Source organism: Paenibacillus cremeus, from assembly GCF_007786445.1.
Lineage (GTDB): Bacteria > Bacillota > Bacilli > Paenibacillales > NBRC-103111 > Paenibacillus_G > Paenibacillus_G cremeus.
In genome coordinates this window covers 71,655-85,484 of sequence record NZ_VNJI01000018.1, presented here as the reverse complement: position 1 = coordinate 85,484, position 13,830 = coordinate 71,655, and the positions used below count along the sequence as shown (strand labels likewise).

The window sequence follows — 13,830 nt, the reverse complement described above, 5'->3', positions numbered from 1 at the left end:
AGGAGCATGGAAACACAAACGAGACGAGATTTGATCATTTCCGGGATGATGGGCGGTCAAGGCGGAGGCTTCTACAAGTCGGTAACGATTCACGGCCTAGGCCGAATCAACGGCGATCTGGACTGTCTGGATTTTACATGCCACGGCAGAGTGAACATTCAAGGCAGCGTCAAGACGCAGAAGGCTGAAATCCATGGGCTTTCCAGCATCGAGGAGGATATGCAGGCGCGCGCTATGAAGGTTTACGGAAAAGCAACCGTCGGCGGACAGCTGAGCGGAGAAGAGCTTGAAATCTACGGTTTTATGACGGTAAATGGAAGCTGCGACGCCGAGTCGTTCCAAGCCAACGGCGGCTTTAAAATCCAAGGCATGCTGAACGCCGGGCATATCGAAATTCAGCTCAATGCCAAGTGCGAGGCAAGAGAAATCGGCGGCGGGTCGATTCGGGTGGAGAAGCCTGCCAATAGCAGTAAGTTCGGCAAACTGATGCAATCGCTGCTGCCGAAATTCGATGTGCTAACGACGGACACGATCGAGGGGGATGACATTTATTTAGAAAATACACGCGCCAAGGTAGTCCGCGGCTCAAACATCACCATCGGACCGGGCTGCGAAATTGAGCTGGTGGAGTATAAGGATCATTTTCATAGAGATGAGAATGCCAAAGTGATCGAAAGCCGGCCGGTGTAACCGAGAAAGGGGCAGGATTGTGGCGATGGCTGCTGCGGAAAAAAATAAGCTGGGCTTCGTGGTTGCCGGTCTGTTGATCGGCATCCTGATCTCGGCGATGGATAATACGATCGTTGCGACAGCGATGGGCACGATTGTGGCCGATCTCGGCGGACTCGACAAGTTCGTCTGGGTCACCTCCGCCTATATGGTGGCCGAGATGGCCGGCATGCCGATTTTTGGCAAGCTGTCCGATATGTTTGGACGGAAGCGTTTTTTTGTGTTCGGCTTGATCACGTTCCTGGCGGGATCCATCCTCTGCGGGACGGCTCATAGCATCCTAGAATTAGCAGTGTACCGCGCGATTCAAGGGATTGGCGGCGGTGCGCTCATTCCGATCGCTTTTGCCATTATGTTTGATGTGTTTCCGCCGGAGCAGCGAGGCAAGATGGGCGGGCTGTTCGGCGCGACCTTCGGGCTGTCCAGTATTTTCGGGCCGCTGCTGGGGGCGTACATTACGGATTATATCAACTGGCGCTGGGTGTTTTACATCAATATGCCGCTGGGCGCCGTTTCGCTGTTCCTCTTGACGATGTACTACAAGGAATCGGTGCGCCATGCGAAGCAGCGGATCGATTGGGCCGGTGCGATTACGCTGGTGGGAGCGGTCGTCTGCCTGATGTTCGCGCTCGAGCTAGGTGGGCATACGTATGACTGGGATTCCAGCGTCATCATCGGGTTGTTCGCCGGATTCGCGGTGCTGTTCGCAGCGTTCCTGTTCGCCGAGACGAAGGCGGCGGAGCCGATCATCTCCTTTGATATGTTCCGGAAGCGATTGTTTGCTGCGAGCAATCTGATCGGGATTTTTTCGGGCGCGGCTTTTATCGTGGCTACGGTATACATTCCGCTCTTCCTTCAAGGGGTACAGGGCGGAACCGCGACGAATTCCGGATTGCTGCTGCTGCCGATGATGCTTGGTACGACGGTGTCGGCGCAATTGGGCGGATTTTTAACTTCTAAAACGACCTATCGCAACGTCATGATCATCTTTATGCTCATTATGCTCATGGGAATGGGATTGCTCACCACGATTACAACGGATACCTCAAGGTTGACCGTGACGCTGTTCATGATTATCGTCGGCCTTGGCATCGGCGCATCGTTCTCGGTGCTGGGGATGGCGTCGATCCATCATTTTGACGAACGGTCCCGGGGCTCGGCGCAATCAACGAATTCGTTCCTGCGCTCCCTCGGCATGACGGTGGGTATCACGGTATTTGGCATCCTTGAGCGAAACCTGTTCACGGATAAGCTGGCAGAGGCTTTTCAGGGGGGTGCCGGTGGTGCAGGGGCTGCGCAAATGCCGCCTTCGAGCCTGTTGAACGATCCGCGCGCGCTGCTGTCGCCAGAGGCCAGGGCGTCGATTCCGCCGCAAATTTTAGGCCGGATCACGGAGGCGCTGTCGACTTCGATTGCCCACACGTTCATTTGGACGCTGATCCCGGCGGTGCTCGCATTGCTCAGCGTGTTCCTCATGTCGAATGAACGGATGCTTTACAGCCAGCCGATGAAACGACCGGAGGCATCGAAATCGAACGCTTGATGCTGAAAATGAAAAAACAAGCCGGATCCTCACACTTCGCGGGGGGCGGCTTGTTTTTGCTTTTTGGCGGGCAGATAGGGTAATCTAAAAGCTTAGGATTCCTTCGAGTCGGACGGCTGAGCTTTCAGCTTCAGGTTCAAATCGCGCACTTCCTCAAACAGCTTGCGAATTTCTGCTTTGCCCTCGGGGTGAGACTGGTTCCAATGGCTGGCCAGCGCCGGCATCGACTTATGGATATGATTATAGATCGCCCAGACCTTGATTTTCTCCACCATTTCGGGACTGGCATCGCCGGTCAGCAGTTCGGAAAATTTCTCTACTAATGCCTCAAATTCAGTAGTAAACCCGGAATTCACGTGAAAATCCACCTTTCAGGTCATAATAAAATCAGTGTACCCCTTGAAGATGCTGGTGTCAAAAAATGGAGTGAGGACCGTATGGAAACGAAAACGCTTCAGGATAAGGCTCGAGAAAGCTGCGAAACCGATGTGACGGGAAGCCCGGGCGGACAATTAATTGAAAAAGTGCCGATTCGCAGCCAAGCTAAAGGCATTTCCCTTTATTTACTAACATATATTAGCCAAGGACTAAAGGTGAAGGGTTACCTGGCCGTTCCGGAAACGACGCCTGCTCCAGGCCTCATTTATTGCCGCGGCGGCATCCGGAAGGTGGGAATGGTGCGGAAACGGCGCCTTTTTTCCATGGCTCGGCGAGGGTTTGTCGTGTTCGCTCCGTTTTATCGGGGAAACGAAGGGGGCGAGGGGCGAGAGGACTTCGGCGGAGAGGATCGATTCGATGTGTGCCATGCGATGACGCTGGTGCAGTCGCTGCCGGAGGTGCAGCCGGGTCCGATCCCGCTGATCGGTTTTTCCCGTGGAGCGATCATGGCGATGCTGGCGGCCAAGGAATGTCCCGAAGCTGGACCGGTCGTCGTCTGGGGCGGCGTCAGCGATTTGTTCGACACGTATGAGGAGCGGGTGGATATGCGGCGCATGCTGAAACGGGTCGTCGGCCATCCGCGGAAGCAAGCGGAAGCCTACGTGCAGCGCTCTCCGGTGTATTGGATCGAGGAGATCCGCGTCCCGGTGCTTATCGTGCACGGAACCGGCGACACGCAGGTGAGTGTGGAGCAAGCCCGGAAGCTGGGTGCGGCTTTGGAGCAGGCGGGCAAGGATTACAGGATGGAGCTGTACGATGGGCTGCCCCACCGGTTTCCGAAGGAAGAGGACGAGCGGGCGATCGACGCCGTGTTCGAATGGATTCACCGCAAGCGGGTGGACATGTTGAAAAAGAAATTGTAGGTACATTTTGGTATACTAGTCCTTATAGGTTAGGTGCAAGAAGAAAGGATGATTTTTGATGATTACAGGATTTGCTTCTTTACATATTCGTCCCGATTACGTGAAAAAGCTGCAGGAGCAGGAGATTACCGAGCCGTCGCCGATTCAGATGGATGCTATTCCTCCGATTTTGGAAGGCAAGGATGTGGTCGCCCAATCGCAGACCGGCACGGGAAAGACGCTGGCTTACTGCTTGCCGCTGCTCCACAAGGTGGACGAGAACGCCCGGGAGGTACAAGCATTGGTTCTCGTCCCGACACGGGAGCTCGGGATGCAGATCGTTCATACGCTGGATCAGCTGGTAAAAGATAGCGGCATCCGCGTTCAGCAGCTAATCGGCGGCGCTTCCATTGAGCGTCAGATCGATAAGCTGAAGCTGAAGCCGCAGATCGTGGTCGGCACGCCGGGGCGCGTTCAGGAGCTTGTCAAGCTGCGCAAGCTGAAGCTGACCGGCATTCGTACCGTTGTCGTCGACGAGGTCGACCAGGTGTTTGAGTTGGGCTCCATGCAGGATGTCGAAGCGCTGTTCAAAGGGATGCTGAAGGAGCGGCAGCTGCTGTTTTTCTCCGCGACGCTGCCTGCGCCGATCCAGAATGTGATCGACCGCTGGATGAACGATCCGCACTACGTTCGGGTAAATCCGGAGCAGCGTACGGCGGAGACGCTCGAGCACCAGTACTATGTGTGTCAGGAGCGGGATAAAATCGATATGCTCCGCCGCTTGGTTCGTCACTATAACCCGAAGGGCGCCATTGTGTTCATCAACGAAACGGACGACATCGGGGAAGCGGTTGCGAAGCTGCAATACGTCGGCTTGTCGGTCGAGGGGCTGTATGGGGACTCCTTCAAGCAGGAGCGGGCCCGAGCGATGCAGGGGTTCCGCGCCGGCCGCTTCCAGCTGCTGCTCGCGACGGATGTGGCGGCACGAGGGCTCGATTTGCCGCAGGTGACGCACGTGTTCAACCTGGATCCGGCGATCGATGCCGATCACTATGTGCACCGCGTGGGACGGACCGGTCGGATGGGGCGTAAGGGTACGGCCATCTCCATCATTACGCCGAGAGAGCAGTTTATTATCGATAAATTTGCGAAGACGCTGGGCATTACGATTCAGCGGCGCGAGATGTCCCATGGACGAGTGATCGATCCGGAGCAGGAGCGCACGATTCGCCATGAGGCTAGAAAGCCTTCGGCGGGAGCAACTGGTCGGGTACGGCCGGCGGAACCGGCTGGAGAGAAGCGGGAAGGCGCCGCAGGTTCAGAGGAGGTCAGAGAGACGAAGACCTCTTCCGGTGTACGCTCGGAAGGCTTGGCCGGCAAGAAGCAGGCTGCGGTCAGCAGCTTCACGGCGAAGCCGAAAACGGCCGGGCAGCAGCCGAGCGTCGATAAGCGCAAGGTGGAGCGCGACCGGGACCGCAAAAATAAAGGCGCGCCGCGCTGGCTGAAGGCCAAGCAGGATCAGTCGGGGAAGCCGCGGGCGTAAATCGGGAGCCTGCCCAATTGGGCAGGCTTCTTGCTTGTTTGCTGTATTGCTGTATGGGGAACGTTTGGGGAAGTGCAGCGCAAGGAGCCATCAGGGGACCGAGGGCTGAAGAGTAGGATCTGGCAAGAGTGGGGAGGACACGGTGCGATTCATGGGCTGGTTAGTGAGAACGGTTGGAGGATTGGTCGTATTGGCGGTGCTGCTGGCCGCCGGTCTGGTGTGGTATGTCAAGCCGGTGCAGCCGCTGGACCTCGCCTACACGGAGCTGCCGCTGCGCGATAAGCTGGCCTCGATGCTGGTGACGCGCAAGCTGGAGATCACGTTAACCGAGGCGGAGGTCAACCAGCTGCTCAAGAAAGCGCTTGCTGCGCATGCCCAGGTGCGCCCGGATGTAACCATCACGGGCGCGAAGTTCGCGCAGCAGGGCGATCGCCTGGTCGCCGACGTGAACCTGCTCGTCGGCGGGCAGCTGGAGGCGGGAGCCCGGTTGAATTTTGATTTGGCCTGGCAGGAGCCGAACCTGATCGCCGTGCACACGGGCACGGTGATCAAGCAGGCGGCGATCCCGCCGGCCTGGTTTCAGCTGGCGCCGCTGCAGGTGAACGTGAACAATTACTTGCCGCAGCTTGTCGCGGTCAAGGGGTTCACGTTCGAGCCCTCCGGCGTGAAGCTGAGCTTTAAGCTGCGCTGAGCGGAGCGCAGCAGCGGGGCGGCGCGCGGTGAGCAGGGCGCAGCGCGGAAAAGCCGCGCTAGAGCGCGCCGTCGGCGCCAGAGCTGACGCGCAGCGCGGAAAAGCCGCGCTAAAGCGCGCCGCCGGCGCCAGAGCTGACGCGCAGCGCGGAAAAGCCGCGCTAGAGCGCGCCGCCGGCGCCAGAGCTGACGCGCAGCGCGGAAAGCCCGCGCTAGAGCGCGCCGCCGGCGCCAGAGCTGACGCGCAGCGCGGAAAAGCCGCGCTAGAGCGCGCCGCCGGCGCCCGAGCTGACGCGCAGCGCGGAAAAGCCGCGCTAGAGCGCGCCGCCGGCGCCCGAGCTGACGCGCAGCGCGGAAAGCCCGCGCTAGAGCGCGCCGCCGGCGCCCGAGCTGACGCGCAGCGCGGAAAAGCCGCGCTAGAGCGCGCCGCCGGCGCCAGAGCTGACGCGCAGCGCGGAGAGCCCGCGCTAGAGCGCGCCGCCTGCGCCCTGGCGCTCCGCAGCGCTCGCCTGCTGTACGCTTGCCGTCTCTGTAGTGCTCTCCGTGCGAGTTTTGTCACATTTTGACGTTGAAACGCTTGGATTGAGCATGTACTATAAACAAGTCGATAAAAAATTTCATAAACTCATATAATTTTGGGAATATGGCCCATAAGTTTCTACCGGATAACCACTTCAATTGTCCGACTATGAGTGAAAGCGCATCTAGGGTTCCGTTTCGTTCCACGCGGGAAGAAAGGCTGGTCCGAGCGATGCAGGCACGTATATGTGTTACACCATAGGGATAAAAACCCAGAAGGACAGGTTTCACTTGAGAGAAACAGCTCAAGGAACCTGTCCTTTTTGAGTTGGAAAAAAGGAGCGAAGACACAACCATGAAATTACTGCAAGAACGCATTCGTCAAGAAGGGTTAATCTTATCGGATAAGGTGCTGAAGGTGGATTCCTTTTTGAACCACCAGGTAGATACCGGGCTCGCGCTGGAGATAGGACGGGAGTTCGCACGCATTTTTGGCCATCAGCCGATCACGAAGGTGCTGACGATCGAGGCCAGTGGCATCCAATTTGCCATGGCGACGGCGATGGTGCTGAATGTCCCTTTTATTTATGCCAAGAAAAAGAAAGCCGTCACGCTCTCCGAGAACGTGTACTCGGTGCCGGTCCATTCGTTCACCCGACAGGAGACGTACCAAGTCAGCGTATCCCAGAAATACCTCGGCTCAAGCGATAAAGTGCTGATCGTAGATGATTTTCTGGCTACCGGTGCGGCGCTGGTGGGGCTGGTGGATATTGTGAAAGAAGCTGGAGCCGAGCTGGTCGGGGTGGGCAGCGTGATCGAAAAAAGCTTCCAAGAAGGCCGCAGCCTGCTGGAGAATAAAGGCGTGCAGGTTCACTCTTTGGCGAGGATTGCTTCTATGAAGCCTGGTGAAATTCATTTTATCGAAGATCAGGGGAGAGTCCAGCATGTTAAGTAAACAAAAAGCGTTCGTCTTAGGCTTTCAGCACGTACTAGCGATGTATGCCGGGGCCGTCGTTGTGCCGTTAATCGTCGGGGGAGCGCTGAAGCTGACTCCCGCCCAAATGGCTTATCTGATCGCGGCCGATTTATTTACCTGCGGGCTTGCCACCATCCTGCAAGTGATGGGAACGAAGTACTTCGGCAGCCGACTGCCGGTGATTTTGGGATGTACGTTTACGGCGGTCGGGCCGATCATCGCCGTGGCCTCCACCTCAAACCTAGCAACAGCATATGGGGCCATCATCATCTCCGGATTGTTCGTTGTTTTAGCCGCGCCGCTCTATGGAAAATTGCTGAAGTTTTTCCCAACGGTCGTGACCGGTTCAGTAGTGACGATCATCGGGCTTTCCCTCATTCCAGTGGCGATGAATAACGCCGCAGGCGGTCAGGGGAGCCCTGATTTCGGCCAAGCTCACAACTTGCTGCTGGCGCTTCTGACGCTGGTCGTGATTCTTGTCGTCAACCTCTATGCTACCGGGTTTTTACGCTCCATTTCCGTGCTCGTCGGATTAGTCGTCGGAACGATGGCGGCCTACGCTGCGGGCCTCGTGCATTTCTCGTCGGTCGCGGAAGCCTCGTGGCTTAGTGTCGCCAAGCCTTTTTACTTCGGCGTTCCACAAATTAGCATCACGGCTATTATCACGATGATTATCGTCAATATCGTTAGTATGGTTGAGTCTACCGGCGTGTATTTTGCAGTGGGGAAAGCAACGGATCAACCAGTCGAGCAAAAGCAAATTATTAACGGCCTGCGTTCAGAGGGTGTTGCCATCATGCTGGGCGGGATTTTCAACGCGTTTCCATATACCGCCTTCTCTCAAAATGTGGGCTTAATCTCGCTTACCAAGGTGAAATCCAGAGATGTCATTTTTGCTGCGGGAGGCATCATGGTGGTGCTGGGCTTGCTGCCTAAGCTGGCGGCGTTAACGACCATCATTCCAAACGCGGTGCTTGGCGGCGCTATGATCGTCATGTTCGGATCGGTAGCGGCCTCGGGGATCTCGATATTGTCCGAGGTAAATCTGCGCAGCGGGAACAATCTGATGATTGCCGCATGCAGCATCGCCGTCGGCCTGGGCTCGGCGACCCTGCCTCAAATGTTCGACCAGCTGCCGGATTTCGCGAAAATGCTGCTGCAAAACGGCATCGTGTCCGGTTCGTTGACCGCGATCGTGCTGAATTTATTTTTATCCAAGCAAGAGCAAGAGGTGGCTGAGACGAAGGCGGTTGTAAGGTCAAGCTGATCTCACGCAATAAAGACTGAATCCACAGCGATTCGGTCTTTTTTTATCCCACAGGAGCTGGCGGTTTTATCCATCCCCCTCAAATCTATCGACATTTTTCAACAAAATATGATATAGTGTTTGAGTTCTTGATAAAGTGGTAACGCAGTAAAGTGAATTCATACGAAAGTAAGGGGAATGGAAAGTGAAGAAGCGTTTAACAACTATGGCACTTGTCATCACGGCGGCAATGACTCTTTTTACAGGATGCTCGAGCTCCAAGGGCAGCACAGGGGATACGGCGAAAAAATTGGTGATCGGCATTGACGATAAATTTGCACCGATGGGCTTCCGCGATGACAAGAACGAAATCGTCGGATTCGACATCGATTATGCTAAAGCAGCAGCGGAAAAAATGGGCACCACCGCGGTATTCCAACCGATCGACTGGAGCACCAAGGAATCTGAGCTGAGCAGCGGCCGGATCGACCTCATTTGGAACGGATATACGATTACGGACGAGCGGAAGGGCAAAGTGCTGTTCACCAAGCCTTACCTGAAAAACGCGCAGGTAGCGGTCACGCTGGCCAAATCCAATCTGACCAAGTTGGACGATCTGGCTGGGAAAACGGTAGGGCTGCAATCCCTTTCCTCCGCGGCCGACGCCTTGAATGACAGCCCGCTGAAGTCCAAGGTCAAAGCCGTGACGGAATACGCGGACAACGTGCTGGCGCTGAGCGACTTGAAAATCGGCCGTGTCGATGCGGTCATCATTGATGAAGTGGTCATCAAGTATTACATGTCCAAGGAACAAGGAACCTTCAAGCTGCTGGGCGAATCGCTGGCACCAGAGGAGTACGGCATCGGCGTGAAAAAAGGCAACGAGGCGCTGCTTCAGAAGCTGCAAAAAACGCTGGACGAAATGAACCAAGACGGCACCGCGGCGAAAATTTCGCAGAAGTGGTTTGGCGAGGATAAGGTGTTGAAATAAGATACGTCGAAGCTGGATTTCCTAAGGGAAATCCGGTTTTGTTTTTGGAGGAGCTTGAATCATGTCTGTAGAGTATTTCACCAGGATTTTGAAGCCGATGCTGGAAGGCGCTGAAATGACGGTCCTCTTGTTCATCATCGCGATTGCGATCTCTGTCCCGTTAGGCTTTCTTCTCACCCTTGCGGTGAAAAGCAGCTACCGACCGGTCGCCTGGCTGGCTCATACGTATATTTATGTCATGCGGGGAACGCCGCTGCTGCTCCAATTGCTTGTCATTTGCTTCGGGCTTCCGATGATTCCTGGGGTGGGCGAGTATCTGGTGCTCGACCGGTTTACCGCGGCGTGCCTGGGCTTCATCCTGAACTATGCGGCCTATTTTGCCGAAATTTTCAGAGGCGGGCTGCTGGCGATCGATAAAGGCCAATATGAGGCCTCGCAGGTGCTGGGGCTGAACAAATGGCAGACGATGACTCGTATCATTTTGCCGCAAATGTTCCGGGTCGTTCTACCAACGGTTTCCAACGAAGCAATCACGCTGATCAAAGATACGGCGCTGCTGTATGCGGTGGCGGTTCCGGAGCTGCTGCATTTTGCCCAAACGGCGGTTAACCGGGACTTCACGATTGTTCCGTTTTTTATCGCGGGCGCGATTTATTTGCTAATGACCCTGCTGTTGACGGTGTTCTTCAAAGGGCTGGAACGCCGCTTTAAATTCGAATAAAAGGAATGGCGCATGTGGCAATCATTGAAGTAACGAACCTCAGTAAGTCGTACGGCGAGCTGGACGTGCTGAAGCAAATGTCGTTTCAAGTGGAAAAGAACGACGTCGTCGCGGTCATCGGCCCCTCGGGCTCCGGCAAAAGCACGATGCTCCGCAGCCTGGTGCATCTGGAGCAGATCAATGGCGGGACGATCCGCGTTGCCGGTGAGGTGCTCGTCCAGGATGGAAGCTACTCCAAGCCGAATGAGATCAAACGGATCATGTCCAAAATGGGCATGGTATTCCAGCATTTCAACCTGTTTCCTCATCTGACGGTGAGAGAAAATTTAGAGCTCGCACCCAAAATCGTCAAGGGAGAGTCGACGGCGGAGGTTCGCAAGCGCTGCTTGGAGCTGCTGGACAAGGTAGGCCTCTCCTCGCGGGCGTCGGAATATCCGGCCAAATTATCCGGTGGACAGAAGCAGCGGGTTGCGATTGCCCGGGCGCTGATGATGAACCCGGACATTCTGCTGTTTGATGAACCGACCTCTGCCCTAGACCCGGAGCTTACCGGTGAGGTGCTGCAGGTGATGAAGCGTCTTGCGGAAGAGCACATGACGATGATCGTCGTGACTCACGAGATGGGCTTTGCTAGAGAAGTAGCGAACCGGGTTATGTTCATGGATAAAGGCGAAATCGTCGAAGCCGGCCCTCCGGAGCAGCTGTTTACGAATCCGCAGTTCGATCGGACCAAAGCGTTTCTCAATCTGGGCTTGGCCCAACAGTAAAAAAGAAAAGGAAGCCCGCCATCCTGAACTGCGCGTTCAATCGGATGGGGGCTTCCATTTTTTGCATGTACCGCTATTTATGTGTTGATGATGTACTGGTTCACTACATTGCGAATATGCTCCAGACGGCCGGAGGTGTTCACGATCGGGTTGTTTTGCAGCGCGTAGGCTTCCAGCGTTTTGAAGTTCGCACGGCCGGACACGATCTCAGCGCCGATGCCAGACTTGTAGGAGCCGTAGCGGTTATCAAGGATGTCGTCGAAGACGCGGTCTTCGATCATTTTCGCAGCCACTTGCAGTCCGCGTGCGAAGGAGTCCATCCCAGCGATGTGTGCATGAACGACGTCGATTGGCTCGAAGGATTGACGGCGAACCTTCGCGTCGAAGTTGACGCCGCCGCGGCCGATGCCGCCTTCGTTGAGCAAAATCTCGTACATCGCCAATGTCGTCGAATACAGGTCTGTCGGGAACTCGTCAGTGTCCCAGCCGAGCAGCATGTCGCCTTGGTTCGCGTCGATGGAGCCGAGCACGCCGTTGATGCGGGACATGCGAAGCTCGTGCTCGAACGTGTGGCCGGCCAGCGTAGCATGGTTCGCTTCGATGTTCAGCTTGAAGTGCGGCAGCAGGTTGTATTTTTGCAGGAAGGAGAGGGTCGTTTGCGCGTCAAAATCGTACTGGTGCTTCGACGGCTCCTTCGGCTTCGGCTCGATCAGGAACTGTGCGTCAAAGCCGATTTCTTTGGCATAGTCCACCGCCATGTGGAGGAAGCGCGCCAGGTTATCCAGCTCGAGGCCCAGATCGGTGTTCAGCAGTGACTCGTAGCCTTCGCGGCCGCCCCAGAACACATAGTTTTCCGCGCCCAGCTCTTTGCCGTGCTCCAGCGCTTTTTTCACTTGAGCCGCAGCATAGGCGAATACGTCCGCGTTGGAGGTTGTAGCCGCACCGTGAACGAAACGCGGATTGGTGAACATGTTGGCTGTGTTCCAGAGCAGCTTTTTGCCGGACGATTGCATGTGTTCCTTGATTAAGGCAACGATCGCATCTAGATTGCGGTTCGTTTCTTGAAGCGTGCTGCCTTCCGGAGCGATATCACGGTCATGGAACGCGAAGTAGTCCACGTCCAGAATGTTCAGCAGCTCAAAGCAAGCTTCCACGCGGGCTTTGGCCAAATCCATGCCCGTATATTGATCCCAGCCACGAATCGCGGTGCCGACGCCGAACGGATCGGAGCCGCTGCCCGTGAAAGAATGCCAATAGGCTACAGCGAAACGCAGATGCTCACGCATCGATTTCCCCAAGATCACTTGATCCGGATTGTAAAACTTAAACGCCAGCGGATTCGTCGACTGACGGCCTTCAAATCGAACGGTAGAAACGGAACCAAAATAACTCACAATGCATCCCTCCGAATATGAATTAGAATAGAGTATAAGTTTGAACCATGATGGCCTGGCAAAAGAAACGCTTACAACCATATCATACCACTCTCTGCCGACTTTGTAAATTCATTAAACAAACTTAGTTAGTGCATGGAACACTTCATTCGTGTTAAAATCAGGTCATCAAATCGTTTACTGACAACGACTGCGTGATGCCAATGCAATAACACGCGGCACAGCGTCAACCCGCATGGAGGCTAGCTATGAAGCAAACCGGTGACTTGAACCTGGTCAAAAAAATAAATAAATCGATCGTCCTGGACCGCATCCGGCACGATTCGCCCGTTTCCCGCGCAAGGCTGGCCGAGCTGACGGGGCTTACGAAGGCGACCGTTTCCAGCCTGGTCGGCGAGCTGATCGAAAGCGGTCTGGTCGACGAGATCGGCGCTGGGGAGTCGAGCGGCGGCCGCAAGCCGGTCATGCTGCTGTTCAACGGCACGGCGGGCTATGCCGTCGGCATCGATCTGGGCGTCGATTACATCCTCGGCGTGCTGACCGATTTGAACGGCGTCATCGTCGAGCAGCACACGATGAAGCACAGCAATGCTTCCGTCGATGCGGTTATCGGCGATGTCATCCACTCCATCCGCGAACTCATCGGACGCGCCCCGCAGAGCACCTACGGGATCGTCGGCATCGGCATCGGGATCCCGGGCATCAGCGACGAGCAGGGGAATGTGCTGTTCGCGCCGAACCTCGGCTGGGAGAACGTGCCGCTGCAGCAGCGGATCGAGAGCGAGCTCGGGATTCCCGTCGTCATCGATAATGAAGCGAATGCCGGCGCCGTCGGGGAGCAGCAGTTCGACGCAGGCGTCGGCCAGAACGCTTCCTATCTTGTCTATGTCAGCATCGGCAGCGGGATCGGCACAGGTATTATTATTCGGGGCGAGCTGTTCCGCGGCTCCTCTGGCTTCTCCGGCGAGCTCGGGCATGTGACGATCGAGCAGAACGGCAAGCCTTGCCGCTGCGGCAGCTCGGGCTGCTGGGAGCTGTACGCTTCGGAAAGCGCCCTGCTGGAAAAAGCGCGAGCTGTGCTGCCGGAAGACGACGTCGATATCGAGGCGCTGCTGCGCCGAGCCGGCGACGGTGACAAGAGGGTGATTGAGCTGTTTGAGCAGCTTGGCCGATCGCTTGGCGTGGGGCTCGTGAATATTATCAACGCCTTCAACCCGGAGCTGATCGTGATCGGCGGCCGGCTGGCGGAGGCGGAGTCTTGGATGCTCGGACCGCTGACTGAGGTGATGGAGCGGCGCTCCATGCCGTTTCCGCGGGCTAAGCTTAGGGTGCAATTTTCTGGACTAGGCATGAAATCGACGGTGCTCGGCGCCTGCTCGCTGGCCATCGCGAAATTTTTCGCATCGACCAAAGTATCCGTGGAGGGATGAA

The 13,830-nt window shown here is 56.2% G+C and carries 13 protein-coding genes and 1 riboswitch; of the genes, 11 read left to right on the top strand and 2 right to left on the bottom strand.

What is annotated here, in order from left to right; translation table 11 throughout:
- The first annotated feature begins 6 nt into the window (after window positions 1-6).
- Window positions 7-690: a polymer-forming cytoskeletal protein gene (locus FPZ49_RS15960; RefSeq protein ID WP_144848417.1), complete on the top strand. Its 684-nt coding sequence runs from the start codon at window positions 7-9 to the stop codon at window positions 688-690.
- Between the two features lie 25 nt (window positions 691-715).
- Window positions 716-2,272 (top strand): MDR family MFS transporter, encoded by a 1,557-nt coding sequence (locus tag FPZ49_RS15955; RefSeq protein ID WP_144848506.1) that lies wholly within the window; start codon window positions 716-718, stop codon window positions 2,270-2,272.
- Window positions 2,273-2,364: 92 nt separating this feature from the next.
- Here the strand turns inward: FPZ49_RS15955 and FPZ49_RS15950 are convergent, their stop codons facing one another.
- The gene (locus tag FPZ49_RS15950; protein WP_144848415.1) at window positions 2,365-2,628 is read right to left on the bottom strand and encodes a DUF2573 family protein; all 264 of its coding nucleotides are present in this window, start codon (window positions 2,626-2,628) and stop codon (window positions 2,365-2,367) included.
- 81 nt (window positions 2,629-2,709) lie between these two features.
- Here FPZ49_RS15950 and FPZ49_RS15945 point away from each other — a divergent pair, with 81 nt between their 5' ends.
- The 8 genes from FPZ49_RS15945 to FPZ49_RS15910 all read left to right on the top strand — a co-directional run bounded on the left by FPZ49_RS15945 (window position 2,710) and on the right by FPZ49_RS15910 (window position 11,005).
- A complete protein-coding gene (locus FPZ49_RS15945) occupies window positions 2,710-3,573 on the top strand; it encodes an alpha/beta hydrolase family protein (RefSeq protein ID WP_144848413.1) in 864 nt (287 codons plus the stop codon).
- A gap of 58 nt (window positions 3,574-3,631) precedes the next feature.
- Entirely contained in the window at window positions 3,632-5,095 is a 1,464-nt protein-coding gene (locus tag FPZ49_RS15940) for a DEAD/DEAH box helicase (protein ID WP_144848411.1), read from the top strand.
- A gap of 163 nt (window positions 5,096-5,258) precedes the next feature.
- Window positions 5,259-5,786 (top strand): hypothetical protein, encoded by a 528-nt coding sequence (locus FPZ49_RS15935; protein ID WP_261381440.1) that lies wholly within the window; start codon window positions 5,259-5,261, stop codon window positions 5,784-5,786.
- Between the two features lie 604 nt (window positions 5,787-6,390).
- Window positions 6,391-6,494, top strand: a riboswitch (purine riboswitch).
- Between the two features lie 165 nt (window positions 6,495-6,659).
- A complete protein-coding gene (locus tag FPZ49_RS15930) occupies window positions 6,660-7,259 on the top strand; it encodes a xanthine phosphoribosyltransferase (protein ID WP_144848407.1) in 600 nt (199 codons plus the stop codon).
- Window positions 7,249-8,547: a nucleobase:cation symporter-2 family protein gene (locus FPZ49_RS15925; RefSeq protein ID WP_144848405.1), complete on the top strand. Its 1,299-nt coding sequence runs from the start codon at window positions 7,249-7,251 to the stop codon at window positions 8,545-8,547. Before FPZ49_RS15930 ends, FPZ49_RS15925 begins: the two co-directional genes overlap by 11 nt.
- Before the next feature lie 205 nt (window positions 8,548-8,752).
- Window positions 8,753-9,517: an amino acid ABC transporter substrate-binding protein gene (locus tag FPZ49_RS15920; protein ID WP_186445860.1), complete on the top strand. Its 765-nt coding sequence runs from the start codon at window positions 8,753-8,755 to the stop codon at window positions 9,515-9,517.
- 61 nt (window positions 9,518-9,578) lie between these two features.
- Complete coding sequence (locus FPZ49_RS15915; protein ID WP_144848401.1) at window positions 9,579-10,238, top strand: amino acid ABC transporter permease; 660 nt, start codon at window positions 9,579-9,581, stop codon at window positions 10,236-10,238.
- A 14-nt stretch (window positions 10,239-10,252) separates the two neighbouring features.
- The gene (locus FPZ49_RS15910) at window positions 10,253-11,005 is read left to right on the top strand and encodes an amino acid ABC transporter ATP-binding protein (RefSeq protein WP_144848399.1); all 753 of its coding nucleotides are present in this window, start codon (window positions 10,253-10,255) and stop codon (window positions 11,003-11,005) included.
- Between the two features lie 77 nt (window positions 11,006-11,082).
- On the opposite strand, the gene xylA is transcribed toward FPZ49_RS15910, so the two are convergent.
- Window positions 11,083-12,480 (bottom strand): xylose isomerase, encoded by a 1,398-nt coding sequence (gene xylA / locus FPZ49_RS15905; RefSeq protein WP_186445855.1) that lies wholly within the window; start codon window positions 12,478-12,480, stop codon window positions 11,083-11,085.
- Between the two features lie 167 nt (window positions 12,481-12,647).
- Between xylA and FPZ49_RS15900 the strand changes: the two genes are divergently transcribed.
- On the top strand, window positions 12,648-13,829 hold the full coding sequence (locus FPZ49_RS15900) for an ROK family transcriptional regulator (RefSeq protein WP_144848395.1): 1,182 nt from the start codon (window positions 12,648-12,650) through the stop codon (window positions 13,827-13,829).
- Window position 13,830: the final 1 nt, after the last annotated feature.

Coding starts and splice junctions, on each gene's coding strand:
- xylA (WP_186445855.1), bottom strand. CDS start 12,480: ATGGTTGTAAGCGTTTCTTTTGCCAGGCCATCATGGTTCAAACTTATA.
- FPZ49_RS15920 (WP_186445860.1), top strand. CDS start 8,753: ATGGCACTTGTCATCACGGCGGCAATGACTCTTTTTACAGGATGCTCG.
- FPZ49_RS15930 (WP_144848407.1), top strand. CDS start 6,660: ATGAAATTACTGCAAGAACGCATTCGTCAAGAAGGGTTAATCTTATCG.
- FPZ49_RS15900 (WP_144848395.1), top strand. CDS start 12,648: ATGAAGCAAACCGGTGACTTGAACCTGGTCAAAAAAATAAATAAATCG.
- FPZ49_RS15940 (WP_144848411.1), top strand. CDS start 3,632: ATGATTACAGGATTTGCTTCTTTACATATTCGTCCCGATTACGTGAAA.
- FPZ49_RS15915 (WP_144848401.1), top strand. CDS start 9,579: ATGTCTGTAGAGTATTTCACCAGGATTTTGAAGCCGATGCTGGAAGGC.
- FPZ49_RS15960 (WP_144848417.1), top strand. CDS start 7: ATGGAAACACAAACGAGACGAGATTTGATCATTTCCGGGATGATGGGC.
- FPZ49_RS15955 (WP_144848506.1), top strand. CDS start 716: ATGGCTGCTGCGGAAAAAAATAAGCTGGGCTTCGTGGTTGCCGGTCTG.
- FPZ49_RS15945 (WP_144848413.1), top strand. CDS start 2,710: ATGGAAACGAAAACGCTTCAGGATAAGGCTCGAGAAAGCTGCGAAACC.
- FPZ49_RS15925 (WP_144848405.1), top strand. CDS start 7,249: ATGTTAAGTAAACAAAAAGCGTTCGTCTTAGGCTTTCAGCACGTACTA.